The following is a 22,552-nucleotide window of genomic DNA, read 5'->3' as shown; positions in this document are numbered from 1 at the left end:
TGTCCGGACCAGCGACGCCGCATCGGGCGCGCGCCACTGCCCGGGGAGAAGCCACTGCATGCGACGTGACCGCGCCGCCGCCATCGGTGTCTCCGGGGCCCTGCTGGGTGTCGTGCTCGCGCTGCTGGGGACCGTCGGCGTGGCAGCAGGGACGCCGGAGCCGTCACGGCGGGATCCGGTCACCCCGCTTCCCCGCGCCTATCCGGTCGACGTCACGGACGCCGGATCGCCCGGCCAGGGCGGACCCCCCGCAGCGTCCAGGACACCCGCACGTTCGAGGGCGCTCGAGGGCACCGCCACCATCGGCGGGCTCGTCACGGGGCCGAGCCACCAGCCTGTCGCCGAGGTGACGGTGGTGGCCTACCGGCTCGATGTCGACGCGGGCTGGTGGTTCCCGGTCGCAGACGTCCAGACCGGTGCGGACGGGCAGTACCTCCTGGCGGACCTGGCGGCGGGCCGTTACGTCGTCGCCTTCTCGGGTGCTGGGCTCGCTGCGGAGTTCTGGGACGACTCACCCGGCTTCTACGGTGGCAGCAGGATCGACCTGACCGCTGACGCGTCCGTGTCCGGGATCGATGCCGAGCTCGCGACCGCGGGACTGATCACCGGGGTCGTCACCGACACCGACTCGACCCCTGTCTTCGACGCGGGCGCGGACGTCTACGGATGGAACCCCGACGACCAGTCGTGGGAGCTGTTCGGCGAGGTCGGCACCGATGCCGACGGCAGGTACACAGCGGCGCTGCGTCCCGGGACCTATCGCGTCGGATTCGTCCATCCCGACTACTACCCCGAGTTCTGGGACGACGTGGACGACATCGACGACGCGACGGACATCGTCGTCCGGGCGGGAGGAACCACCGCTGGCATCGGCGCCCGGTTGATGTCACCCAGCCATATCTCGGGCATCGTCCGGGGCCCGGACGGCCAGCCCGTGGCGGACGTGCAGGTGCGGCCCTACTACTACGACCCGGTCGATGACGTCTGGTACTGGGAGCTCTGGACCTGGGACGTCACCGACGCCCAGGGTCGATACGACCTAGGTCCTCTCTACCCCGACACCTACCGCCTGGGGTTCGAGGACTACTCCGGCCATGGCTACGTGCCCGAGTTCTGGCGGGACGCGGCGACCGTCGACGAGGCCGACGACGTCGTGCTCGCCGCCGGCAGGTCGGCTACCGGGGTGAACGTCAGGCTGGGACTCGGCAGTCAGATCACGGGCACCGTCACCGACGAGGACGGCGCCGTTCCGACCTCCGTCGAGGTGACGGTCTACCGCTGGCTGGCGACAGCTCGACACTGGGAGTGGTTCGAGGAGGTGTATGCGGACGCCCACGGCTTCTACGCGGCTACGGGACTGCCATCCGGTGTCTACCGGCTCCGTATCGAGGCCCCGGTCGACGGGGCGATCATCCCCGAGCACTGGGACGACGCGGGCTCGCTCGCCAGCGCGGTCGACGTGGTGGTGGGCGAGGCCGCGACGGTCTCCGGACACGACGCCGTGCTGTCGGCGTCCGACGACCCCGAGGTCGTGAACACGGTCCTTCCACGTGTCAGCGGGCCGACACGCGTCGGATCGACGTTGACCGCGACGCCCGGCGCCTGGACCCCGACGGTCGGGATGTCCTACGCCTACCGATGGTTCGTCGACGGGAGGCCGGTCGTCGGCGCCACGACTGCGACGTACGTCCCCCGCCCGGCCGACATCGGCAGGTCGGTCCAGGCCCAGGTGCGCGCGACTGCCACCGGCCACGTGTCACGGACGGCCGCCTCGGCCGCCCGAACCATCGCGGAGGGCACCCTCCGCGTGGTCTCGAAGCCCCGGGTCACCGGGAGGCCGGCGAAGAACGCCGTGCTGAGCGTCTCCCCCGGCACCTGGCAACCGAGGGCGACCTCCAGGGTCCAGTGGTACGCCGGAGGCCGGGCGATCCCGAAGGCCACCGCCGCGAGGCTCAAGCTGAGCGGCGCGACGTTGAGAGCCGTCACCGGCAAGGCGATCTCGGTGCGGGTCACCACCAGCGCCCGTGGCTACGCGACCGTCGTCACGACGCTGAAGGTGCCGGGAAGGCTCTAGGCCCTCCAGCCGAGCCAGGCCCCGCCGGCGACGGCGACCACCAGCCACACCACGACCCCGACGACAGGCACCCCCGGCACCCACCGCGGGTGCAGCGTCCACCAGGCCGTCGCGACGACGAGGAGCACCACCCACACGAGCACCAGCAGCAGCACCGCCCACCAGGGGGCGAAGAGCAGGCTGGCCAGGTCGAGGAACAGCACGCAGGCGAGCCCCGCCATTCCGACGAACGGCCAGGGCGACGCCCTGGTCAGCTCAGGCATCGACGCTCAGCCGTTCTGCTCAGTCGTTCTGCTCAGTCGTTCCACTCAGTCGTTCCAGTTGGGGTCGTCGTCCCACTTCTGGTTGCGCTCCTCGGCCTTCTCCAGGGCGTGCTCGGCCTCCTCCTGCGTCGAGAAGGGCCCGAGACGGTCGATGGGCGGGCACATGTCCTCGCCCTGCTCGACCCGGTGGTGCTTGACGCAGAACCAGAAGTCGCTCATGTCGCCCGAAGGTACACGCGTGGGCGGGTCAGCCGGCCTGCTGCAACCGCTGCTCGACCCGCAGGGCGGCGAGCCCGTGGTCGGGGTCGCCGCTCATCGCCGCGGCCAGCCGCAGGTGCGGCAGCGCCTCGGCGAACCGGCTCTGCCGCTCCAGGCAGCGGCCCAGCGCGTGGTGCGCCCAGTCGTCGGAGGGGTTCTCCTCGACCAGCTCGGCGAGCTCGGTCTCGGCGCGACCGAGCTGGGCGCGCATCAGGAACGCCCACGCCCGCAGCGTGCGCAGCGCGGTGTTGGTCGGCTCCTGCTCCAGCGCCGGCTCGATGACCTCCAGCGCCTCCCGCGGGGCGCGTCGCGCGAGCAGGTCGAAGGCGGTGCGGTACGCCGACTCGGGTGCCGCCTGCGCGGGGAAGACCACCGGCGGCGCCTGGATCTCCGGGTTCTCGTTCACGCCACCCGAACGTCTCCGCGACCCACCAGATTCCCACCGCCCGGTGGTTGAGGTGCGAGGAGCACCACCGACCAGCCGCCCCGGTGGTTGAGGTGCGAGGAGCGCCACCGACCAGCCGCCCCGGTGGTTGAGGTGCCAGGAGCGCCACCGACCAGCCGCCCCGGTGGTTGAGGTGCGAGGAGCGCCAGCGACGAGCCGCCCCGGTGGTTGAGGTGCGAGGAGCGCCAGCGACGAGCCTCGAAACCCCCGCCGCCCACCCACCACGTCGACCACCCCCTATCCTGGTCACGCGGATGGGCTGGCCGGGCGACCGCGTCGTTCCCCTCGGGGAGCGCCGAGGAAGGTCCGGGCTCCACAGGGCGAGGTGGTGGGTAACACCCACCCGGGGCAACCCGCGGGAAAGTGCCACAGAGAACAGACCGCCTCCCCCGTCTCGACGGGGAGGGCAAGGGTGAAACGGCGGTGCAAGAGACCACCAGCGACCGGGGCGACCCGGCCGGCTCGGCAAACCCCACCTGGAGCAAGATCAAGAAGTCCGGTGCTCGCACCGGACGCGCGCACGACCGAGGGCGGCCCGCCCGAGTGCGCGGGTAGATCGCTGGAGGCGGCCGGCAACGGTCGTCGTAGATGGATGGTCGCCACGCTTCGGCGTACAGAACCCGGCCTACAGGCCAGCCCGTCCGCATCACACCCTCTGACCTGCGGAAACGCGTTCAGCGCGCCTCTTCGGTCCGCACAGAGTCCGCAAGGATCAGATTTTCGACATGCAGACACTTCGCGGACAGCATGTTGAGGCGCGTCCGGAGCTCCTCGAACTCCGCCGACGTGGGCATCGGGATGTCCTGCCCTGACTTCGGGTGGACGAGCACCCAATCGGCCAGGTCACCGTCGAAGTACGCGAGCGAGTGAACGATGCGATTTCGGTCGTTGAGCGCCTTCCGGGATTGCGCGTAGAGGTCTCTCACCGGGTGACCGGTCGGGAACTTGCGACGGCCCTTCTTCAGCACCTCGAGCGGGCGTTTCGTCGTCGCGTCAAGCCAGTCGTCACCGACGTCGGCCAGCCTCGCGGCCACTAGTACTCGACCCAGCATGGCCTCCAGCTTCGCGGCCGCTACTGCGACCTTGCCGACACCGTCGTAGTGCGAACTTGGCACCTCTAAACGGTTCATCGAGCCACCGCCTGTGCCTGCGCGCCGAGAACGGAGTCGATCGCTTCACGCGTCCGGTCGTCGGAGTCCGGCCATAGGTGGCTGTAGGTGTCGAGGGTCTCGGCCGCCGATGCGTGCCCGAGTCGCGCCTGCACCGTCTTGACGCTCTCGCCGTAGCGGATCAGCAGCGAAGCGTAGTAGTGCCGCAGCGCGTGCAGGCCCGTCCCGGCCGGCAGGCCCGCCTCACGAGCCACCGGCCGCCAGAGGTGCCCGAATCGCTGCCGCGTAATCGGGGCGCCGTCGTCCACCGTGAACAGCAGCCCGTCGGCCAGCACGTCGTACGCCGCGACGTGAGCCGCGAGCGCGTCGACCACGACCGCGGGCAGCGGCACCACACGGTTGCTCGCGCTCGTCTTGGGAGGCCCGAACACCGGGGAGCCCCGGTCGACGCCGACGAGCTGCCGGTCGATCGTCACCTCACGCCGTAGGAAGTTCACGCGGTCGCGCGTCAGACCGAACGCCTCTCCCTGCCGCAGACCGGTCCCGGCCGCCAGGACCACGAGCGCCCGCAGCGACGGCGGCACCGCGGCCGCGATCGTCTCGACCTGCTCGGTCGTCAGCGGCACCACCCGCTTGCTCTCCCGCTTGGGCAGCTTCACGCCCTCGCACGGGTTGGACGCAACGAGCCGATCCCGCACGGCGGCCTTCATCACGGAGGCAACCAGGCTGTGCACGACAGCGATCGTCGCCGGGGCCAGCGGCCGGCGCTCGGCGTCGCCCTGCGCGAGACGCGTGACCCACGCCTGCACCTCGCTCGGGCGGATCGTCGACAGCGGCCGCTCGCCGAACGTCGGGTAGGCGTGGCGCCGCAGCATCGTCTCCACGTGGCGCACGGTCGACGGCCGATGCACCTGCGCGAGCCGCCATGACTCGGCGGCCTCACGGAACGTGACCCGGCCCGCGTTCGGGTCGACGTACTGGCCCGTGACGACGGCCGTGGTCACCTCGTCGAGCCACCTCCGCGCGTCGACCTTCCGGTCGAAGTGCCGAGCGTGCTCCTTGCCCGCCGCGTCGCGGAAGCGCGCCCGCCACCGGCCGTTGGGTCGCTTTGTCAGGTTGCCCGCCATGTGTCGGTCCTCTCGTGCTGCGGCGCGTCAGCCCGCCGTGTCGTCGGTGCGCGTGGCCGTGGCCGGCCGCGCGTCGGGGTCGGGGGTCAGGGACTCGGCGGCCGTGCGTCGCTTAGCCCCGCCAGGAGCCCCGGACGGGAGGCCCTTGCGGGTTGGCGCCAGGAGGCCAGCCGCTCGAGCTCGCGCGACGCGCTGCGCGGCGGCCGACTTCGAGAGGTGCAGCCGCGTCCGTACCGCCTTCGTTGGCGGCTCCCCCGCGTCGAGAGCGTCGAGATAGATGGCCGCGACGTCCTCGAGCGTGGCCGCCCGGTCCTCGCTCGGCCCCTGCCACCGGGCACGCACGCGAGGGTCAGCAGCACCGAGCGCCCCGGAATCCTCGAGCACGTCGACGTACGCCGCGCGGAGCTCGCTCGCGATCTGTGCCACAGGGACCGAGCGCCAGACGTCGGCGCGCAGCGGGAGCGGCTCCCGCCCGGTGCTGTCCTCGAGGTGCGGCCAGGACTGCGACGGCAGCACCCCGGCGAGGTGCGGCTCGGCGTCGACGAGCTCGCGCGTCTTGGGGTCGCGGTCTGCTCGGCGGACGGAGCGCAGCTCGAGGCCGACGACCTCCATGCGGCCGTCGACCCGCGCGAACGTGGCGCGGATCAGCCAGGGGCCGCGCTCGGGGTCGGGCCACAGGCGCGAGGCGAGGCCGGCCGGCGACTGGTGAGGGACGTCCATGCCCCTGCTCCTCTCTCGAGGGTTCTGCCGCTGTCGGATAACGCGGTAGGTGAACCTCTTGTCGAGAGGTTCTCACAGGTTGCACGCTGGCACAACAGAGCACGCAACGTCACCTAGGAGAGCAGTCCTAATGCACACCACCGACACCCCCGCCCTGGGCGACTTCCTCACCACGGAGGAGCTCGCCGCCTACCTCAAGGTGCCGGTGCCCACCGTGCGCGCATGGCGGCACAACGGGACCGGCCCGAAGGGCATCCGGCTCGGCCGCCACGTCCGCTACCGGCGCACCGACGTAGACCGGTGGATCGAGAACCACGAGCGCGCACAGCGGCCCCGCGCGGTCTGACCTGCAGCGGCTCATGACCACCAGGACGGCCGCACCGCCTCACGCCAGCAGAGACGTAACCGCCGCGTCGACGCAGGGATCAGGCGACCAGTCGGGCCGTCTCGGCACTCCCACCGACGAACGCCAGCGCGGCCCCGGTCAGGGGACCGGAGCCGCGCACCGAAAGGGACGAACCATGCACCCCGAGACTAGCCGCGAGAGCGGACAGCATCGGCGGACCAGGCGGACAACACAGGCCCCCGGCGCCCGGCCGGTCGACCGCTTCGAGTGGGAGCGCAAGCTCCGCGACTCTCCCAGCGTCACCGGCATGACCCTCGCGGTCGCGCTCCTCGTCAGCACCTACGCGAACGGCGACGGCTCGAGCATCCGGCCAGCCGTCTACACGCTCGGCGATCAGCTCGGCCTAGCCGTCAGCGACGACAACCGATGCCGGCCGGTGTCCAAGCACCTCGCCCGCCTCGTCGAGCTCCGGTGGCTCGAGCGCACCGCGCGAGGGTCGGCCGGTAGGCCCGCGACCTATCGACTCACCGTGCCTGACCGTGCTCCCAAAAGCACGGTCGTCACCTCTGACCGTGCTCCCACAAGCACGGTCACGACTCCTGACCGTGCTCACAGGAGCACAGAACCGTGCTCACAGGAGCCCGCTAACCGTGCTCCCACGAGCACGCCACCAAGTCATGACCAGATCAAGACCACTCTCTCTCCGCGCGAGGAGGCGCCCGCCGTGATGATCGACCCCGAGCAGATCAGGGAGGAGAGAGCACAGGAGCTTTCCCACGACCACGACAGCTCGTGCGCCTCCGGCGCCGAGCTCGTCCAGAGCATCGCCGCAGCCGATGGCGCCGACCCCGCCAAGTGGTCACCCGAGCGCCAGGAGCGCATCCGGGACCGCGTTGCGCGACACCCCGCGCTCGGCGGCGCAGCCGTCCCACTCGTCCGCCCCATGCTGCTCGAGCTCGCCAGCCGAGCCGGCAGCATCGACGGGCCGGTCGACGCCTACGTCGGTGGCATCCTCGGCAAGCCGGACGCCTCCGAGCAGGTACGCCGGCTCGCCGAGGCTGGCCAGCGCCGCATCCCCAAGCCTCCCAAGCCCTCAGCCGTCGACCGGCTGAGCAGCCATGAGCGCGAGCAGCTCCTCGAGGACGTCGCCGCCGAGCTCATCGACCGCGGCGACGTCATCCCCGACTGGCAACACGACAGCGACCGCGACCGCTTCCAGAACCGCATCCTCCACGAGGCCAACCGCCGCGCCGAACAGCTCCTCAGCAGCCGGCAGCCCGTCTCCGCATGACCCGACGACCGACGACCGACAGGACCAGCACCATGCACCGACGACCCGCCACCCGCCTCACGATCCGCTACCCCGACGGCACCGCCGTACGCCTGGCGGCCGGAGAGCCCGGCGCGACCCTCGACGACGGCACGACCCTCACCCTCACCGCCGGCGACCTCCGCACCGCCGCCTGCCAACTCGTCGCCCACGGTCTCGCCACCGTGACCGGCCCCGCCGAGCTCGCCGCCACCGTGACCCGCCCCCAGCTCGTCGCCGCACTCGCCGGCCTCGCGCTCGCCACCTCGCCCGCCCACAGGAGCCACGCCGCATGACCCACGCACTCCACGAGCTCGACGACCTCGAGCCCCTCGGCACCGACCTCGAGCTCGAGCTCGACGAGCCTGAACAGCAGGAGCAGCACCTCGACGACCCGCCGCCCCGCACCCGCCGCGACCGCGCACGGCATGACGCCAGAACCAACCGCACCGCCACCAAGGATGCACTCTGCGAGCTCGTCCGCGACGCGCTCGGAGCCAAGATCGGCCACGACGTCGACCGCCTCGCCGTCGCCCTCGACCACCTCGACAACATCGCCGCCAACCTCGCCAACCTCCGAGCCACCCTCGCCGCCGAGCAGACCAACCAACCCCGCCAGGACCACCAGCCATGACCGACCCCCAGCCAACCGACAGGCCCGCGCAGGAACGTTCCGCCCCCGGTCTGGCCCTCGCGCGCGCGAACCGACCAGGCGCCAACAGCCGGCAGCAGCGGTCCCGACGAGAGCAGATGCTCCACGCGGCCGCGTACGCCGCGCAGCAGCTCGAGGCAGCCGCCGACCACGACGCCGACCCCGCAGAGCTCCGCCTCGCAGCCGAGGGACTCCGAGCGGCCGCCATACGCCTCGCCACGCCCAAGCCGCGCCGGCAGCCCTCGCAGCGACTCCCGCGACCCGGCGACGGGATGCGGGCAGCCCGACAGGTCAGCCTCGAAGAGTTGCTCCACGCGGCCGCCGCCGCGCGTGCCATCGCCAGCACCGAGCACCTCACGCAGCCATGACCAGCGACCGGCCGGCGAGCGACAGCGCGACACGGCCGACGTCCCGCCACCCTCGTCGACGCCTTCCTAGCGTCGTGCTCAGCACCACCACCCGACCGACGACCAGGGAGGCCGCCCCCGTGCGGATCACCACGCTCTACCTCGAGGACACCCCGGCGACCGTCTCGCGCCTCTCCGCCCCGGTCCCGGTCCCGGACCCGCAGCCCGGCCAGCCGGCCGCAGCGCTCACAGCAGCCCGCGAGGCCGCCACAGAGGCCGCGTGGGACGACTTCGAGCGCGCCACCTTCCCTGACCTGACCCGATAGGAGCACCAGCCATGACCAGCACCCCGACCAGCGACCACGACGTGAGCGAGCAGCTCGAGGCCCTCGCCGAGCAGCAGACCGCAGCCCGCGAGGCCACCGCCCGCGCCCGTGCCGAGCTCGCCGCCGCCCGAGCAGCTCGAGCCGCCGCCGTCGTCGACGACACCCTCACCGCTCAGCACGTCGAGCGCCTGGACGACGCCCGCGAGGAGCTCGAGCTCTGCCAGGACGTCGAGGCCGAACTCGCCCGCCGCCGTACCGCGCTCGCCGGAGAGGCCCCAGCGCCGGCCGCCACCGGCGTCGGGGACTCCCGCACCGTCCGCGTCCGCGTCGCCGGCGCCACCGGCCGCCACTCGTGCAACCAGCCCACGACCGGCCGCGCACTCATGGGTGGCGAGGAGCTCACCCTCCCCGCAGACGACGCGCTCAGCCTCGCCGGCATGGGACACGTCCGCGTCGTCGGCAAGGTCCCGACGTGGTGGCCGCACAGCGTGCCGATCCCCGACGAGCCCACCCTCGTCGCCATCGCAGGCCATTAGGTCTAGCGCCTCACAGACCCCCGCTCCGGTGCTTTCGTCGGTCACCGGGAGGAGCGGATCAGGGAAGCGCCCCCGGTGCCACTCACGCGGAGCTCAGCACCGGGGGCGCACTCACAGGTCAGGCCTCGCCGTCCGTTTCGGGCGCCATGGCGTTTCCCCTACGGGGCTCCTCGACCCCCCAGCGCTCTACGAGGGCACGGACGGCCCCAAGAAGCATCGCTCTCTCCCACCTCACAACGCCGTCGACGGCCCGCCGGCCCCGAACGCTCGTGAACAGCGCAATGTAGGTCCACGCCTGAGGTCCGACGAGCTGAATCGCGGCCTCCTCGTCGAGCAACTCCCACTCGAACGCATCGCGTCGCAAGCTCTCAACCGCATCGCGCAGGCTTTCCAGGTCCTCAGTCAGCTGGTCGAGGTCGATGCTGTTCCACGAGGTCAACCGACTCGCCGGGTCGATCGGGTTATCGGGAGGTCCGGCCGTGTAGCCCATCGTGCCTTCGGGCCTCTGCCCGCCCGACGCCTCGGCCCAGCGCGCCCCGGCCGAGCTGGTCCTCAGCCACCGGTTGTCATTCAGGAACGACTCGCGCTCCTCGACCTTCCACTCGTGCCAATGCTCGTAGAGGTCACGCAGCGCCCAGACCATCTCCTGTTGGCGAAACTCCGGGAGCGTCGCGCCGCGACGTGCGAGGTAGAAGTGAGCACGCACGGCGCGCCGGGCGGCGACGATGGCGAACTCCATCGCGTCGGCGCGCTCAGTCCCGAGCGCGACAAGCTCGTCGGGTAGCCGACCCTCGTTTCGGTAGCCGAGGTCGACTCGCCGGCTCTGTTCCGCCCGGTGCGCGGCTTGGGCTCGTGACAGCTGTCGCAGCGCGAGCTCGATCTGACCTAGGCACTCCGCGAGCTCGCCGAAGCGGAGCCTCCCGGGCTCATCTTCGTAGACCTTCGCCGGCAGAAATGGGCGCCTGTTCACGTCTCTCCCACCTTGCCTGGCCAGGGTGCGTCCTCGTCCCACTCGTCGACGCGATCCGCGGCCGTCGGCAGCCCGACCTCGATCCGCCCGGCGACGTAGCCGCGCACCCACCACCGGGCAGCCCACGGCCTCGAGCTCGGCCGGTACGGGCAGACCGTCACCGGGTCACCGGCCCGGCCCGCCTCGCGGCCATCGACGACGCACCGCAACGCCAGCCCTCGCGGCCCGTAGCGCCCGACCGGCAGGGCCGGCCGTCGCTCGACGGGAGGCGCCAGCCTCACTCCCTGTCCGCTCCCCACGCTCACGACGTTAGGCCCGGCACCTCTCACAGCAGAGGCGACACGCTCGCCCGCCGCCGGCTCGGTCCGCGCCGAGTCCGCAACGGGTCCGCAAGACGCCGCGAAACTACGAAACACAGCGAGCAACCCGGATCAGCGTTTCCGCAGGTCAGGCCACAACAGCCAACAATGACGAGAAACAGCGATCCACGGGGGGCCAGAACCCGGCCTACAGGCCAGCCCCTCCGCACCCCAGGCATCCGCCGTGCCACCTCGAGCGGTTGCAGTTCGGTCACGGCAGCCGCTCGAGCGGCTCGGGCGTCGTAGCCTTCCGGGATGCCTGGCAGCAGCAGGTATCGCCCCCTGGTCGCCACGGTCCTCTGCGTGCTGGCCTGGCTGGGCCTGCTCACCGGATGTGGCGGCGGCAGCTCATCGGCGAGGCAGGAGCAGCGCCCGGCCTCGTCCGCCGCGAGCGAGCCGAGCACGCCGGCCCTGACGAACGGCAAGGGTGACGAGCAGGTCGTGGCGGGGACCTACCTCGCACCGGCGGGCTTCGAGCCCGGGCTGCTGCTCGATGTCCCGGCCGGATGGACCAGCGTGCACCGGTATCCCGACGCCTTCGACCTCGGTCAGCCGGATCCCGACCGCGACGCGCCCCTGCTCGCCGTGGTCTTCATGCGGCCGTCAGAGGGGAGCGCCGACGCCGCGCTTGCCGCCGTACGCCGTCGCGCCACCGGGCAGGTCACGTCGGTGCGCGGCGACCTCGCCGGCTCCGCGGCGCGAGGGCTCGACGTGGTCGGTGGCCGGGGCCCACTGGTCGCCAGTGCCGACGGTGGCATCAGCCTCGACGCAGCCCCCGGGCAGCGCGCCCGCGTGCTCGCGACCGACGTCGCGGGCGAGCCGCTCGTCGTGGTGGTGCTCGTGCCGGACGGTCGTCGGTGGGACGACCTGTGGCCCCGCGCGGAGGCCCTGCTGAGCGGCGTCACACCGTCCTGACGAGGTGCCCGGCCGAACGTCCCAGCGATCCCAGGACCGACGCCGCTGCCGGATCTCGCGGGTGCGGACGAGACTGGGTGGCAGGGTGTTGGAGGGAGAGTCCGATGCACACGTCCACGTGGCAGATGCACATCGACGTCTTCGAGGAGGACGGGCACACCCGGGCCGAGGCGGTGCTGCGCACCGACCGCGGCACCGAGCTGCGCCAGGTCGGGATCGCACGCCGCCGTCCGGGCGACCGGGACGTCCCCGAGATCGGTGACGAGCTGGCGGTCTGCCGGGCCCTGTCCGGTCTCGTCCACGAGCTGATCGACGCGAGCGTCGCCGACATCGAGGCGAACGACCCCGGGGTGCAGAGGGCCACCGTCGAGGTCGATTGAAGGGCCTCCCGTGTCCGACCAGCGCTACATCCTCGCGTTCGACCACGTGGGCCGGGACGACGTCGCGCTCGTCGGGGGCAAGAACGCCTCGCTGGGCGAGATGTACCAGCGCCTGGCCAGCAGCGGGGTCCGGGTGCCGACGGGCTTCGCCGTGACGGCGCGGGGCTACCGGCGCGTCCTCGACGCGGCCGGGATCCGGCCGGCCCTGACCGAGCTGTTCGCGGACCTCGACCCCGACGACCTGGGCGAGCTCGCCGCCCGGTCCGCACGCGCCCGGGCGCTCATCCACGACGCCGGGCTGCCCGACGACCTCGCGGCCGAGATCGTCGCGGCGTACCGCGTCCTGCGCGAGAGGTACGGCGAGGACCTGCGGCTCGCGGTGCGCAGCAGCGCGACCGCTGAGGACCTGCCGGAGGCCAGCTTCGCCGGCCAGCACGAGAGCTACCTCAACGTCGTCGGCGAGGCCGGGCTGCTCGACGCCGTCCGGCGGTGCTTCGCCAGCGCGTTCACCGACCGCGGGGTGCACTACCGGGCCCGTCAGGGCTTCGACCAGCTCGAGGTGGCACTGTCGGTCGGCGTGATGAGGCTGGTGCGGTCCGACCTCGCGTGCTCGGGCGTGGTGTTCACCCTCGACCCCGAGTCCGGCTACCGGGACGCCGTCCTCGTGTCAGGCTCCTACGGGCTGGGTGAGTACGTCGTCCAGGGCACCGTGGAGCCCGACGAGTTCTACGTCCACAAGCCGACCTACCGGACCGGCTCCCGGGCGGTGCTGCGGCGGCGGCTGGGCGGCAAGACGGTCCGGCTGGTCACTGACAGCGCGACCGGGACCCGCCGCGACCTCACCCCCGCAGCGGACCGGCGCCGCTTCTGCCTCGACGACGACGAGGTGCTGGAGCTGGCGGGCACGGCCATCACCATCGAGGACCACTTCGGCCGGCCGATGGACATCGAATGGGCCAAGGACGGGATCGACGGCCTGGTCTACATCGTCCAGGCCCGTCCCGAGACGGCGGCCTCCCGCGGAGCGGCGACCACGCTGAGCCGCTTCGTGCTCGACGAGCACGGCGACCTGGTCGTCGACGGCCACGCCGTCGGCAGCCGGATCGCGGTCGGCCGGGCCCGGGTGCTGGCCGACGCCGACCACCTCGCCGACTTCCGGCCCGGCGAGGTCCTCGTCGCCGCGGCGACCACCCCGGACTGGGAGCCGGTCATGAAGACCGCGGCCGCGGTGGTCACCGACCGTGGTGGCCGGACCTGTCACGCTGCGATCGTGGCGCGCGAGCTGGGCGTGCCGGCGGTGGTCGGCACGGTGGCCGGGACCGCGGCGATCACGGACGGCGACGTCGTCACCGTGTCGTGCGCCGAGGGTGAGACCGGGCACGTCTACCGGGGCTCCGCCACCTTCCACGTCGACCAGGCCGACCTCGGCGAGCTCCCGCGGCCGCGGACACACATCATGGTCAACCTGGGCAACCCGGCCGTGGCGTTCCGCACCTCGCTGCTGCCCACCGACGGCGTCGGGTTGGCCCGGATGGAGTTCGTCATCAGCGAGTCCGTCAGGGCCCACCCCCTCGCGCTGCTGCACCCCGAGCGAGTCACCGACGACGCCGACCGTGCGCGCCTTGCCGAGCTGCTCGAGGGCTACCCGGACGGTGCGTCGTACTTCGTCGAGCGGCTGTCCGAGGGCATCGGCATGATCGCCGCCGCGTTCTACCCCAAGCCGGTCGTGGTGCGCATGTCCGACTTCAAGACCAACGAGTACGCCGACCTGCTCGGCGGCTCGGCCTTCGAGGGCCAGGAGGACAACCCGATGCTGGGCTTCCGGGGCGCCTCCAGGTACGCGCACCCGGCGTACGAGGAGGGCTTCGCCCTCGAGTGCCGCGCGATGTGCCGGGTCCGGGAGGAGATGGGCCTGGTCAACGTGATCTTGATGCTGCCCTTCGTCCGCCGTCTCGAGGAGGCCGACACGGTGCTGGCGCGGATGGCCGAGCTGGGCCTCGAGCGCGGCCGGGACGGCCTGCAGGTCTACGCGATGTGCGAGATCCCCAACAACGTGATCCTCGTCGACGAGTTCGCCACCCGGTTCGACGGGCTCTCGATCGGGTCCAACGACCTCACCCAGCTGACGCTGGGCGTCGACCGGGACAACGCGGTCGTGGCGTTCGACTACGACGAGCGCGACCCGGGCGTGCTCCGGATGATCCAGCTGGCCATCGAGGGCTGCCACCGGCACGGCATCCACGTCGGCATCTGCGGCCAGGCACCGTCGGACTACCCCGACATGGCGGCGTTCCTCGTCAGGAACGGGATCGACTCCATCAGCCTGAACCCTGACAGCGTCCTGCGCACGACCCTGAGCGTGCTCGAGCTGGAGGAGCAGCTCGCCTGACGTGCGGCCCGACCGCTTGGCGGGTCGGTCGACCAGGTCGGGTCGCGCCCGCTGACGGGCGGCGCCGACGGCCGATGGGTCACCGAGAGATGCGCACCGTGGACGTGGAGTGTGCGGTCAGGCGTGCCATCTGCTCCCGTACCTGAGTCACCCTGACGGTGAAGGTCCGGGAGGCAGCACCGGGCCCGAGTCGCTTGGTAGGCACTCGGACGAAGGCGACGCGGTGGCCCTTGGCCACCGTGACCTGATGACCGCGAGCGACGAAGTCACGGCCGCCGCGCGCGGAGCCGTCCCGGACGACGTAGCGCAGCACCGTCGGATGATGGGCAGTCCGGTCGAGGCGGACCCGCACCTTCGCCGTACGACCTGCCGTGACGGCGGTGTCGGGGTCGACGATGACGTCGGGCCAGAAGTAGGGGTCGTCCTCGAAGAGCGTGAACTCCTGCCGCGCGCCGTCGAGGTGGACGAACCCCTCGCTGTACTGCGGGTAGGTCCAGCTCTCGAAGCCGAAAGTGTCGTGGACGTACTCGAACCGCTTCCAGTCGTCCCCCAAGTAGACGATGGGGTATGTGCCGCGGGTGGTGCCGGCCGGGATCTCGATGGGGAAGGAGTCCACGTTCGCCGGCCACGAGGGATCGGTCTGGTCGTACCCGTCATGTGCGTCGCTGCCGTCGTAGGCGACCGTCTTGGGCGAGATCCAGACGTCGATGGGCATCGGAGCGTCGAGGTGGAAGCCACGGTCGATCACGTAGGTCTCGCAGCAGACGCCGTCGCCGTGCTGCACGATCGGTTCGTCGTGGTCCAGGACCAGGGTGGAGACCACCTGGAACTCTGCGGACCACTCGCTGCTGATCTCGTCGCCGTCGTCGAAGACGGCGGTGACCCGGGCGATCTGCGAGTACCAGCGCGGCAGCCCCTTGATCACCACCGAGGTGACGTCTGCACCGACGGTCGTCAACGCGCTCTGCTCGTCCGCGTGCATGTCGCGGACCTCGACCCGGTAGCCCGTCAGCCCGTCGGTCGTCCCGGGCGTCCACGACACCGTCGCGGTCAGGTCGGGTGACGTCACGATCACCCCGGACGGGGCGAATCGGTCGTCGACAGCCGCGTAGGCGGCGGCCGGGCCCAGGATGCCGATCACCAGCAGAGCACCCACCAGGATCCGTCCGAGTCGCGTCACGTGCGCAGACTCTCACGCCCGGAGGCCCGGTCGCGCCGTGATGGCTCGATCCGGTGTCGGCGGGCGCGGCTAGCTTGGCCGCATGACCATCCCCGACGTCGTCTCCCGCTACTACGCAGCCGCCGCTGCCGACGACCTGGACGGCGTGCTCGGGTGCTTCACCGCGGACGCCCGCGTGCACGACGAGGACCACGACCACCACGGCATCGACGAGATCAGGGCGTGGCGCGAGGGCGTCGCGTCGCGGTTCACCTACACGACCGAGATCGTCGGCGCCGAGCAGCTGGGCGACGGCGCGTACGTCGTGTCCACCCACCTGGAGGGGGACTTCCCGGGCGGTGTCGTCGATCTCCACCAGCGGTTCACCGTGACTGCCGACGGGCTCATCTCCGAGCTCGTGATCTGAGCACCACCGCCGCCGTTCACCCTTCCGGACGGATTCCGCTCGTTTCCCGGCGTGGCTGGCCCGCGCGGGACAGGATCGTGGCATGCGACGACTCTCGGTCCTCCTGTCCCTGCCCATCGCCGGCCTCGTGCTCTCCTCCTCGGTCGCCGGCACGGCGCACGCCGCCCCGCAGGGCCCGCGCGAGCACCCCTGGTCGGCGTACTTCCCGGCCGAGGGCGTCACGTGTGCTGTTCAGGTCTCCCGGGACGGGGTGGTCGAAGGCACGGGTCACACGACCGTGGTCGAGAAGAGCGCGCGGAAGGTGGTCGTGCAGTACCGGGGCAGCGGGCGCATCGCCTACCAGCTGCAGTCCGGTGGTCGGATGCGGACCGCGGAGTCCGGATCGAGCGGCGGCTCTCGATCCGGCTACCGGACGCATGCCTCCGTGCTGACCACGCTGCCCTCCCCGTCGGCGCTGGCGCACCACGACCGGGGCCAGCAGAAGGTCACCATGAACATGACCGTGCCGAAGCGCGTCGCGCACCTGCTCCTCGTGCGCGGCAACGCCCTCCGCATCGTCGGTGACTATCCGGCCGTCGGTCTCGGCGTCCGTGAGACGACGCTCGCCGACAGCGAGGGTACGCCGGTGAACGCCGTCGGCTACCGGATCGCGCTGCGGTCGCTCAAGGTCACCAACATCAAGCCGAGGTACCGCCAGCAGCTCGTGCGCGAGCTGCGTCCGACGTTCGCAGACTTCGGCTACACCGACTGGACGGCGCGAACCCTTGGTGACGTGCTGCTCCAGCAGCGCGACTCGGGCAGCTTCTGGACGGCCAGGATGATCGGCTGCGGCGACGACGTCCGGACGGCGCGACCCGGCGCGGGTGCCGCCACCCGTCACTTCTCAGGTCGCCTGGACGCCGTGCCGCCCGCCGTCGTGCGCGCGCTCGGCCGCGGGCTCCGCTCCTAGGGTCCGCGCCGGCCGCCGCCCGGGACTTGTCGGCCAAAACCATCGCTTGTCGGCCGAAGCTTTCGCCGACAAGCGATGGTTTACCCGGTCGACCGGGTAAACCGGCGGCTGGCATCCGGGCACACCGGGACCGCGCGATTCCCATGCCGAGGGAGTGATCGGAGCGCCCTCGAACCGCGCGGCTGGTGGGACAGCCCGTCGCGGACGGGGTGCTGCGACGGACTGTCTGCCCCAACGGTGCGTGACCGAGCGTCCCGCAGCGAGGGGCGAAGTGCACGGGCGGAGGTGCCGCAGGTCCCGAGCCGGTCTGGTCCGGACGGCCCAGCCCGAAGGGGTGAGCGTCGCACCCCAGGGCCGAACTGGTTGATTCGGTGGTGAACGCCGGGACTTTCGACCGTATTCGTTGCCGAATCAACCAATTACCGTCGCTGTTCGTGGAACACGATCTCTGCACGTCGCCGGAGATCGACCACCCCGAGCTGCGTCTGCGGGCCGTGGAGGTCGCCGTGGCCGCCCTCGAGGAGGGCAAGTCGTGGCTCGAGGCGGCGGCCGCGGTCAAGCTGTGCGCCGAGGACTGAGCGCCCCACTACAGTCGGGCGCCATGCGAGCGGTCACGGTCCACCAGGGCGTCCTCGAGGTCGCCGACCTGCCCCTGCCCGAGCCGGGCCGCGGCCAGGTGCGGCTCAAGGTCACCCGCGCCGGCATCTGCGGCTCGGACCTGCACGCCCGGCTGCACGCCGACGCGGCGGCGGACATCGCCGCCGAGGTCGGGTACGACGACTTCATGCGTCGCGACCAGCGCGTCGTCCTCGGCCACGAGTTCACCGGCACCGTCGACGCGTACGGCCCGGGCTGCCACCGCCGCTGGGAGGTCGGGCAGCCGCTGGTCGCGCTGCCGCTCATCCGCAGCGACGGCGACGTGCACATGACCGGCCTGTCCCGGCACGCGCCGGGCGGGTACGCCGAGTACGTCCTGGTCGCCGAGGACACCGCCATGCCGGTGCCGGACGGTCTCGACCCCGACCTCGCCGCGCTCACCGAGCCGCTCGCGGTCGCCCGCCACGCCGTCAACCGGGGCGAGGTGGCCAAGCGGGACGTGGCCGTGGTCGTGGGCTGCGGCCCGATCGGGCTCGCGGTCGTCCTGATGCTCAAGGCCGCAGGTGTGCGCCGCGTCATCGCCAGCGACTACTCCGCCCGCCGGCGCGACCTCGCCCGCGCCTGCGGCGCCGACGTCGTCGTCGACCCCGCGACCACCTCGCCATGGGACGCGCTGGCCGCCGAGAAGGGCGTGGTCACCTCCGTCACGAAGCTGTACGGCGACGGGCTCGACGCCCTGCACGCGCTGCGCCGGGTCCCGCGGCTGCCGTGGTGGTCGGTCGTCAAGGGCGCCCAGCGCCTCGGGGTGGGGCCGCGCAGCCCGGTGGTGTTCGAGTGCGTGGGCGTGCCCGGGGTCATCGACGACATCGTCACGCACGCCCCGTTCCTGGCCCGGGTGGTCGTGGTCGGCGTCTGCATGGAGCCGGACTCCTTCCGGCCGACGATGGCGGTCAACAAGGAGCTCGACCTGCGGTTCTCGTTCTGCTACGACCCGGCCGAGTTCCGCGAGACCCTCCACCTGGTCGCCGACGGCACCGTCGACCCGCGGCCGCTGGTGACCGACGTGGTCGGGCTCGACGGCGTCGCGGCGGCGTTCGACACACTCGCCGCCGCCGACCAGCACGCCAAGATCCTCATCGACCCGCAGATCCAGGAGGGCCCATGAGCCCCCGCGCCGGCCTCGCTGCGACCCTCGGCGTGCTCACCCTGCTCGGGGCGCTGCTGGCCCCGGCCCCGGCCGCGGACGCCGGCTCGGGTGTGCACGTGCGGTCGACGGTCGTGCCCAAGGCCGGCCGGTACGTCGGCCATGCGCCTGGCGGCGTCACGACCGGCCTCCGACTCACCGAGGACCACCGCATCATCCACATCGACGTCGGCCGGCCCTTCACCATCCGCCACACGGTCCTGCACGGCCGCTCGTTCCACGCAGTCAACGGCGACCAGCAGATCTCGGGCGGCTGGGACAACAACACGAGCGTCACCGTCGCGGTCGCCTTCGGTCACCGCCACGGTTCCTTCACCGTCCACTGGGTCCACGACTGAGCCGTCGGCCGGACCGCCGCGGGGCACCGGTGCCACCCCAGGCCGCCGATGGCACCTCCGGGTCATGGCACCGCACCACCCGCGACCCTAGATTCTCGAGATGAGCACCCGCACCCGCACCGCCGCGGTCCTGACCGCGCTCCTGCTCGCCCTGGGCCTCTCGCTCGCGCCGCTCTCGACGGCCGGGGCCCAGCGCGCCGACCGCGCGCACGCCCGCACGTCGGTCCTCCCGAAGGTCGGCCACTACGAGGGCCGCGACAGCCACCACCGGCACATCCGGTTCTACTTCGGCAGCCACGGCCAGATCATCAACTTCCGCGTCGAGCACACCCACTTCCCACCGGCCACGGTCCACGGCTCGCAGTGGCACCACACCTGCCACAACAACCACTGCACCCGCGGCCACTGGCGCACCGACACCGAGGTGCACGGGCACTGGAACATCTCCACCCACGGCGGCGACGTGGCGTTCAACGCCCGCTGGATCAGCCACTGACCCGACGGGTCAGACGAGCTCGAGCTCGACCTTGCGGGTCGCCACGTCGGCGACCGTGAGGCGGACCCGCACGTCCGTGCCGAGCGGCAGCGGCCCGGCCGAGACGAGCCGGGCCTCGACGGCGGGCTCCTGCAGCACGACGACGCCCCGCCGCGGGTCCTGGTCGTCGACGTCGACCACGACACCGGCGAACTCCTCGCCCACCCGGGGAGCCAGGATGCCCGCCTCGACCAGGTCGAGCACGGCCCGCTCGTAGGCGTGCGCCTTCGAGGCCGAGGCGCGCAGGGTCTTCGGCAGTCCTGGGAGCGCCGCGTGCACCCAGGCCGGCACGGGGGTGCCGGCGCAGAGCGCGAGACAGACCTCCCCGGCGTACCGGTCGCCGAGGCGCCGCAGCGGCGCGGTGACGTGGGCGTACTCCGAGGCCAGCGCCGCGTGCTGCGGCTCGCCGGGCGTCTCGCCGTCGAAGGCGACGTAGCCGCTGCCGCGCAGCAGCCGCGCGCACGCGTCCACCATCGCGGCCTCGGCCGGCTTCGCCGGATCCAGCGTGCGCACGAAGTCGGCGTAGACCTGCTCGGCCGGCCACTCGATGCCCAGCGCCCGCGCGGTGCGGTGCAGCCGCCGGACGTCACGCGGGTCCGGCGGCGGGAGGGTGCGCAGCAGACCGACCCGGCCGTAGATCATCAGGTCGGCGGCCGCGAACCCGGTCAGCAGCGAGATCTGCGCGTTCCAGCGCTCGACGGGCAGCTGCTCGCGGAACTCCAGGCGCCACCGGTCACCCTCGACCTCGACCTCCTGCTCGGGCAGCGGCAGCGACACTCCCCCGCGCACGGCCTCGCGGTGCAGGCGCAGCTCGCCCACCTCGCGGAGCAGCCGGAGCGTCTCGGACGCCGACCCGTCGTCGATCGCCCGTTGGGCATCGACGTAGGACAGCGCCGCGCGCGAGCGCACCCGCGCCCGCTCCACGCGTACGTCGGCGCGCGACCCGTCCGCGCCGAGGTGGATCGTCCACAGCAGCGCGGGGCGCTCCTGGTCCGGCAGCAGCGACGCGCCGTCCTCGCTGAGCACCGTCGGGTGCAGCGGCACCTGGGAGTCCGCGCCGTAGAGCGTCTCACCGCGCCGGTTGGCCTCGACGTCGACCGGGTCCCCCGGCGTCACGAACGCGGCGACGTCCGCGATCGCGTAGTGCACCCGGAAGCCGTCACCGTCGCGCTCGAGGTGCAGCGCCTGGTCCAGGTCGCGGGAGCCCTCGGGGTCGATGGTGACCAGCTCGAGGTCGGTGCGGTCGAGGTCCGGGAGCCGCGGCGACCGTGCCGCAGCGGCGGCTGCCGCCTCCACCTCGGGCGGGAAGGCGGGGTCGACGTCGAGCTCCTCCTGGATCCGCGCGACACCGTCGCGGACCACCTCGGCGGCGACGCCGTCGTGGAGGGAGCGGACCCGGACGACGCGGCTGCTCGGCATACCGGCACGATAGGCCACCGTGCTGATGCTCCTGCCGCCCAGCGAGGGCAAGGCCGCCGCGCGTCGCGGTCGCCCGCTCGACCTCGCGAGCCTCGCGTTCCCCGAGCTGACGGAGCCGCGGGAGCGGGTGATCGACGCGCTCACCGACCTGTGCGAGGGCGACCCCGAGGTGGCGGCACGCACCCTCGGCATCGGCCCCACCCAGCTCGACCTGGTCGCGCTGGACCGTGGGCTGCGGACCGCGCCGGCCCAACGCGCGGACCGCGTCTACACCGGGGTCCTGTACGACGCCCTCGACGTCGCGACCGTGAGTCCCGCTGCCAAGCGGCGGGCCGCCACCCGGGTGGCGGTCACCTCGAGCGTGTTCGGGCTGGTACGCCCCGGCGACCGGATCCCGGCGTACCGGCTCTCCGGCGACACCACGCTGCCCGGGCTCGGTCCGGTCGCGGCCACCTGGCGCGCGCACCTCGGTCCGGTGCTCACCGACGCGGTGGGCAGCGGGCTGCTCGTGGACCTGCGCAGCGGCACCTATGTGGCCTTCTGGCGCCCGGCCGGCGTGCGGTGCGCGACCGTGCGGGTGCTGCACGAGCACCAGGGCGCCCGCAAGGTGGTCAGCCACTTCAACAAGGCCACCAAGGGGCGGATCGTGCGCGCCCTGCTCGAGTCGGGCGCCGACCCCCGCACCCCCGCCCGCCTCGCCGACGCCCTGCGCGACCTGGGCTGGGTCGTCGAGCTCGACGGCGACCGGCTGGACGTGGTGGTCAGCGAGCTGTGAGGGGCTCGGGCGGGCTGGATGAATCCCCGGCTGACCGGGGATTCATCCGGGGTTGTCAGGCTCTTCTGTTGCGCCGGCGGTGGCGCTCGGTGGTCGCCGCCGTCGTCGCCGCGGTCGTCGTGGTGGCGCTGCTCGTGGGCGTCGCCCTGCTGGGCTGGTCGTGGCGGCACCCGACCGCGTTCGACGACTCGGGGGCCGGCTTCGAGGTCGGTGACGGTGGGGGCCGGGTCGGACGGACGACGTACATCGGGATGACGTTCCCGGGTGCCGGCGAGGGGACCGTCCACCTCGACGCGGCGACACCGGTCGTCGTCTCCGGCGGCGCCTCGGCGACGACGGGCGTGCTCGTGTGCACGATGAGTGGGGGTTCCGCGGTGGGCCTGGCCCACGGGCGGGAGGTCGAGCAGTACTGCTCCCCGCTCGAGGCGGCCGCCGGCGCCGACCTGTCCCTCGGACCCGAGCCCCGGCAGCAGCTGATGCTCGCGGTGACCCCGACCCGGCCCGGCGAACGCATCAAGGTCGACGGGGTGGACGTCACCTACACCGACGGCTGGCGGCACGGCACGCAGCGGGTCCCGGGCACGTTCACGGTGTGGGTCAGCGACCACGACTGAGCAGATCCGA

General features: G+C 72.4%; 29 protein-coding genes and 1 other RNA gene. 20 read left to right on the top strand and 10 right to left on the bottom strand.

Annotated elements, in window-relative coordinates; genetic code table 11:
- The first annotated feature begins 58 nt into the window (after positions 1-58).
- The gene (locus tag ACILRH_RS16445) at positions 59-2,074 is read left to right on the top strand and encodes a hypothetical protein (protein ID WP_395695067.1); all 2,016 of its coding nucleotides are present in this window, start codon (positions 59-61) and stop codon (positions 2,072-2,074) included.
- Here the strand turns inward: ACILRH_RS16445 and ACILRH_RS16440 are convergent.
- From ACILRH_RS16440 to ACILRH_RS16430, 3 genes are read right to left on the bottom strand one after another with little or no spacing between them, the layout of a single operon-like run.
- Positions 2,071-2,337, bottom strand: coding sequence for a hypothetical protein (locus ACILRH_RS16440; protein WP_395695065.1), 267 nt, complete (start codon positions 2,335-2,337; stop codon positions 2,071-2,073). The genes ACILRH_RS16445 and ACILRH_RS16440 overlap by 4 nt on opposite strands.
- Positions 2,338-2,382: 45 nt before the next feature.
- Positions 2,383-2,556: a hypothetical protein gene (locus ACILRH_RS16435; protein WP_395695063.1), complete on the bottom strand. Its 174-nt coding sequence runs from the start codon at positions 2,554-2,556 to the stop codon at positions 2,383-2,385.
- Between the two features lie 28 nt (positions 2,557-2,584).
- Positions 2,585-3,001: a tetratricopeptide repeat protein gene (locus ACILRH_RS16430; RefSeq protein WP_395695061.1), complete on the bottom strand. Its 417-nt coding sequence runs from the start codon at positions 2,999-3,001 to the stop codon at positions 2,585-2,587.
- A gap of 294 nt (positions 3,002-3,295) precedes the next feature.
- On the opposite strand from ACILRH_RS16430, the gene rnpB reads away from it, so the two are divergent.
- Positions 3,296-3,684, top strand: an RNA gene (gene rnpB / locus ACILRH_RS16425) — RNase P RNA component class A.
- A gap of 30 nt (positions 3,685-3,714) precedes the next feature.
- Here the strand turns inward: rnpB and ACILRH_RS16420 are convergent.
- From ACILRH_RS16420 to ACILRH_RS16410, 3 genes are read right to left on the bottom strand one after another with little or no spacing between them, the layout of a single operon-like run.
- The gene (locus tag ACILRH_RS16420; RefSeq protein WP_395695059.1) at positions 3,715-4,170 is read right to left on the bottom strand and encodes a hypothetical protein; all 456 of its coding nucleotides are present in this window, start codon (positions 4,168-4,170) and stop codon (positions 3,715-3,717) included.
- A complete protein-coding gene (locus tag ACILRH_RS16415) occupies positions 4,167-5,276 on the bottom strand; it encodes a tyrosine-type recombinase/integrase (RefSeq protein WP_395695058.1) in 1,110 nt (369 codons plus the stop codon). Before ACILRH_RS16415 ends, ACILRH_RS16420 begins: the two co-directional genes overlap by 4 nt.
- 27 nt (positions 5,277-5,303) lie before the next feature.
- Positions 5,304-5,996 (bottom strand): hypothetical protein, encoded by a 693-nt coding sequence (locus tag ACILRH_RS16410; protein ID WP_395695056.1) that lies wholly within the window; start codon positions 5,994-5,996, stop codon positions 5,304-5,306.
- Positions 5,997-6,126: 130 nt separating this feature from the next.
- Between ACILRH_RS16410 and ACILRH_RS16405 the strand changes: the two genes are divergently transcribed.
- The 7 genes from ACILRH_RS16405 to ACILRH_RS16375 all read left to right on the top strand — a co-directional run bounded on the left by ACILRH_RS16405 (position 6,127) and on the right by ACILRH_RS16375 (position 9,512).
- Positions 6,127-6,342, top strand: a complete 216-nt coding sequence (locus ACILRH_RS16405; RefSeq protein ID WP_395695054.1) for a helix-turn-helix transcriptional regulator — start codon at positions 6,127-6,129, stop codon at positions 6,340-6,342.
- Between the two features lie 307 nt (positions 6,343-6,649).
- On the top strand, positions 6,650-7,633 hold the full coding sequence (locus ACILRH_RS16400; RefSeq protein WP_395695052.1) for a hypothetical protein: 984 nt from the start codon (positions 6,650-6,652) through the stop codon (positions 7,631-7,633).
- Between the two features lie 32 nt (positions 7,634-7,665).
- Positions 7,666-7,947 carry a hypothetical protein gene (locus tag ACILRH_RS16395; RefSeq protein WP_395695050.1) on the top strand — a complete coding sequence of 94 codons (282 nt, stop codon included), beginning with the start codon at positions 7,666-7,668 and terminating at the stop codon, positions 7,945-7,947.
- Entirely contained in the window at positions 7,944-8,285 is a 342-nt protein-coding gene (locus ACILRH_RS16390; RefSeq protein WP_395695048.1) for a hypothetical protein, read from the top strand. Before ACILRH_RS16395 ends, ACILRH_RS16390 begins: the two co-directional genes overlap by 4 nt.
- A gap of 116 nt (positions 8,286-8,401) precedes the next feature.
- Positions 8,402-8,671 carry a hypothetical protein gene (locus ACILRH_RS16385; RefSeq protein ID WP_395695046.1) on the top strand — a complete coding sequence of 90 codons (270 nt, stop codon included), beginning with the start codon at positions 8,402-8,404 and terminating at the stop codon, positions 8,669-8,671.
- 74 nt (positions 8,672-8,745) lie between these two features.
- Complete coding sequence (locus tag ACILRH_RS16380; protein ID WP_395695045.1) at positions 8,746-8,976, top strand: hypothetical protein; 231 nt, start codon at positions 8,746-8,748, stop codon at positions 8,974-8,976.
- An 11-nt stretch (positions 8,977-8,987) separates the two neighbouring features.
- Positions 8,988-9,512 carry a hypothetical protein gene (locus ACILRH_RS16375; RefSeq protein ID WP_395695043.1) on the top strand — a complete coding sequence of 175 codons (525 nt, stop codon included), beginning with the start codon at positions 8,988-8,990 and terminating at the stop codon, positions 9,510-9,512.
- A 118-nt stretch (positions 9,513-9,630) separates the two neighbouring features.
- Here ACILRH_RS16375 and ACILRH_RS16370 read toward each other — a convergent pair whose 3' ends face one another.
- On the bottom strand, positions 9,631-10,482 hold the full coding sequence (locus ACILRH_RS16370; RefSeq protein ID WP_395695041.1) for a hypothetical protein: 852 nt from the start codon (positions 10,480-10,482) through the stop codon (positions 9,631-9,633).
- A complete protein-coding gene (locus tag ACILRH_RS16365) occupies positions 10,479-10,763 on the bottom strand; it encodes an Rmf/CrpP fold protein (protein ID WP_395695040.1) in 285 nt (94 codons plus the stop codon). The genes ACILRH_RS16370 and ACILRH_RS16365 overlap by 4 nt, the downstream gene beginning before the upstream one ends.
- Before the next feature lie 333 nt (positions 10,764-11,096).
- On the opposite strand from ACILRH_RS16365, the gene ACILRH_RS16360 reads away from it, so the two are divergent.
- From ACILRH_RS16360 to ppsA, 3 genes are all read left to right on the top strand, one after another.
- Entirely contained in the window at positions 11,097-11,756 is a 660-nt protein-coding gene (locus tag ACILRH_RS16360) for a hypothetical protein (RefSeq protein WP_395695038.1), read from the top strand.
- A gap of 104 nt (positions 11,757-11,860) precedes the next feature.
- Complete coding sequence (locus tag ACILRH_RS16355) at positions 11,861-12,136, top strand: DUF1876 domain-containing protein (protein WP_395695037.1); 276 nt, start codon at positions 11,861-11,863, stop codon at positions 12,134-12,136.
- 10 nt (positions 12,137-12,146) lie between these two features.
- Positions 12,147-14,525 (top strand): phosphoenolpyruvate synthase, encoded by a 2,379-nt coding sequence (gene ppsA, locus ACILRH_RS16350; RefSeq protein ID WP_395695035.1) that lies wholly within the window; start codon positions 12,147-12,149, stop codon positions 14,523-14,525.
- A 79-nt stretch (positions 14,526-14,604) separates the two neighbouring features.
- Here ppsA and ACILRH_RS16345 read toward each other — a convergent pair whose 3' ends face one another.
- Entirely contained in the window at positions 14,605-15,705 is a 1,101-nt protein-coding gene (locus ACILRH_RS16345) for a fibronectin type III domain-containing protein (protein WP_395695033.1), read from the bottom strand.
- Between the two features lie 82 nt (positions 15,706-15,787).
- Between ACILRH_RS16345 and ACILRH_RS16340 the strand changes: the two genes are divergently transcribed.
- The 6 genes from ACILRH_RS16340 (at position 15,788) to ACILRH_RS16315 (ending at position 19,695) form a co-directional block, all read left to right on the top strand.
- Positions 15,788-16,111 (top strand): nuclear transport factor 2 family protein, encoded by a 324-nt coding sequence (locus tag ACILRH_RS16340; protein WP_395695031.1) that lies wholly within the window; start codon positions 15,788-15,790, stop codon positions 16,109-16,111.
- Between the two features lie 82 nt (positions 16,112-16,193).
- Entirely contained in the window at positions 16,194-17,060 is an 867-nt protein-coding gene (locus ACILRH_RS16335; RefSeq protein WP_395695029.1) for a hypothetical protein, read from the top strand.
- Positions 17,061-17,494: 434 nt separating this feature from the next.
- Complete coding sequence (locus ACILRH_RS16330; RefSeq protein ID WP_395695028.1) at positions 17,495-17,638, top strand: hypothetical protein; 144 nt, start codon at positions 17,495-17,497, stop codon at positions 17,636-17,638.
- A gap of 23 nt (positions 17,639-17,661) precedes the next feature.
- Positions 17,662-18,822 carry a zinc-binding dehydrogenase gene (locus ACILRH_RS16325; protein WP_395695026.1) on the top strand — a complete coding sequence of 387 codons (1,161 nt, stop codon included), beginning with the start codon at positions 17,662-17,664 and terminating at the stop codon, positions 18,820-18,822.
- A complete protein-coding gene (locus ACILRH_RS16320; RefSeq protein WP_395695024.1) occupies positions 18,819-19,199 on the top strand; it encodes a hypothetical protein in 381 nt (126 codons plus the stop codon). The genes ACILRH_RS16325 and ACILRH_RS16320 overlap by 4 nt, the downstream gene beginning before the upstream one ends.
- 100 nt (positions 19,200-19,299) lie before the next feature.
- A complete protein-coding gene (locus ACILRH_RS16315) occupies positions 19,300-19,695 on the top strand; it encodes a hypothetical protein (protein WP_395695022.1) in 396 nt (131 codons plus the stop codon).
- Positions 19,696-19,704: 9 nt separating this feature from the next.
- Here ACILRH_RS16315 and ACILRH_RS16310 read toward each other — a convergent pair whose 3' ends face one another.
- The gene (locus tag ACILRH_RS16310; RefSeq protein ID WP_395695020.1) at positions 19,705-21,153 is read right to left on the bottom strand and encodes an RNB domain-containing ribonuclease; all 1,449 of its coding nucleotides are present in this window, start codon (positions 21,151-21,153) and stop codon (positions 19,705-19,707) included.
- 25 nt (positions 21,154-21,178) lie between these two features.
- Here ACILRH_RS16310 and yaaA point away from each other — a divergent pair, with 25 nt between their 5' ends.
- Together yaaA and ACILRH_RS16300 are read left to right on the top strand one after the other, a co-directional pair.
- Positions 21,179-21,928 carry a peroxide stress protein YaaA gene (yaaA, locus tag ACILRH_RS16305; RefSeq protein ID WP_395695234.1) on the top strand — a complete coding sequence of 250 codons (750 nt, stop codon included), beginning with the start codon at positions 21,179-21,181 and terminating at the stop codon, positions 21,926-21,928.
- Between the two features lie 68 nt (positions 21,929-21,996).
- Positions 21,997-22,542, top strand: a complete 546-nt coding sequence (locus ACILRH_RS16300) for a hypothetical protein (protein WP_395695018.1) — start codon at positions 21,997-21,999, stop codon at positions 22,540-22,542.
- The last annotated feature ends 10 nt before the right edge of the window (positions 22,543-22,552 follow it).

It is taken from the genome of Nocardioides sp. (genome assembly GCF_044226765.1).
GTDB lineage: Bacteria > Actinomycetota > Actinomycetes > Propionibacteriales > Nocardioidaceae > Nocardioides.
The sequence above is the reverse complement of the archived record's forward strand: the minus strand, read 5'-3'. Positions and strand labels throughout refer to the sequence as shown.

Excerpts from the sequence above, each read along its gene's own strand:
- ACILRH_RS16445 (WP_395695067.1), top strand. The coding sequence starts at position 59 with ATGCGACGTGACCGCGCCGCCGCCATCGGTGTCTCCGGGGCCCTGCTG.
- ACILRH_RS16440 (WP_395695065.1), bottom strand. The coding sequence starts at position 2,337 with ATGCCTGAGCTGACCAGGGCGTCGCCCTGGCCGTTCGTCGGAATGGCG.
- ACILRH_RS16435 (WP_395695063.1), bottom strand. The coding sequence starts at position 2,556 with ATGAGCGACTTCTGGTTCTGCGTCAAGCACCACCGGGTCGAGCAGGGC.
- ACILRH_RS16420 (WP_395695059.1), bottom strand. The coding sequence starts at position 4,170 with ATGAACCGTTTAGAGGTGCCAAGTTCGCACTACGACGGTGTCGGCAAG.
- ACILRH_RS16415 (WP_395695058.1), bottom strand. The coding sequence starts at position 5,276 with ATGGCGGGCAACCTGACAAAGCGACCCAACGGCCGGTGGCGGGCGCGC.
- ACILRH_RS16410 (WP_395695056.1), bottom strand. The coding sequence starts at position 5,996 with ATGGACGTCCCTCACCAGTCGCCGGCCGGCCTCGCCTCGCGCCTGTGG.
- ACILRH_RS16405 (WP_395695054.1), top strand. The coding sequence starts at position 6,127 with ATGCACACCACCGACACCCCCGCCCTGGGCGACTTCCTCACCACGGAG.
- ACILRH_RS16400 (WP_395695052.1), top strand. The coding sequence starts at position 6,650 with ATGACCCTCGCGGTCGCGCTCCTCGTCAGCACCTACGCGAACGGCGAC.
- ACILRH_RS16395 (WP_395695050.1), top strand. The coding sequence starts at position 7,666 with ATGCACCGACGACCCGCCACCCGCCTCACGATCCGCTACCCCGACGGC.
- ACILRH_RS16390 (WP_395695048.1), top strand. The coding sequence starts at position 7,944 with ATGACCCACGCACTCCACGAGCTCGACGACCTCGAGCCCCTCGGCACC.
- ACILRH_RS16385 (WP_395695046.1), top strand. The coding sequence starts at position 8,402 with ATGCTCCACGCGGCCGCGTACGCCGCGCAGCAGCTCGAGGCAGCCGCC.
- ACILRH_RS16375 (WP_395695043.1), top strand. The coding sequence starts at position 8,988 with ATGACCAGCACCCCGACCAGCGACCACGACGTGAGCGAGCAGCTCGAG.
- ACILRH_RS16360 (WP_395695038.1), top strand. The coding sequence starts at position 11,097 with ATGCCTGGCAGCAGCAGGTATCGCCCCCTGGTCGCCACGGTCCTCTGC.
- ACILRH_RS16355 (WP_395695037.1), top strand. The coding sequence starts at position 11,861 with ATGCACACGTCCACGTGGCAGATGCACATCGACGTCTTCGAGGAGGAC.
- ACILRH_RS16340 (WP_395695031.1), top strand. The coding sequence starts at position 15,788 with ATGACCATCCCCGACGTCGTCTCCCGCTACTACGCAGCCGCCGCTGCC.
- ACILRH_RS16335 (WP_395695029.1), top strand. The coding sequence starts at position 16,194 with ATGCGACGACTCTCGGTCCTCCTGTCCCTGCCCATCGCCGGCCTCGTG.
- ACILRH_RS16325 (WP_395695026.1), top strand. The coding sequence starts at position 17,662 with ATGCGAGCGGTCACGGTCCACCAGGGCGTCCTCGAGGTCGCCGACCTG.
- ACILRH_RS16320 (WP_395695024.1), top strand. The coding sequence starts at position 18,819 with ATGAGCCCCCGCGCCGGCCTCGCTGCGACCCTCGGCGTGCTCACCCTG.
- ACILRH_RS16315 (WP_395695022.1), top strand. The coding sequence starts at position 19,300 with ATGAGCACCCGCACCCGCACCGCCGCGGTCCTGACCGCGCTCCTGCTC.
- ACILRH_RS16310 (WP_395695020.1), bottom strand. The coding sequence starts at position 21,153 with ATGCCGAGCAGCCGCGTCGTCCGGGTCCGCTCCCTCCACGACGGCGTC.
- yaaA (WP_395695234.1), top strand. The coding sequence starts at position 21,179 with ATGCTCCTGCCGCCCAGCGAGGGCAAGGCCGCCGCGCGTCGCGGTCGC.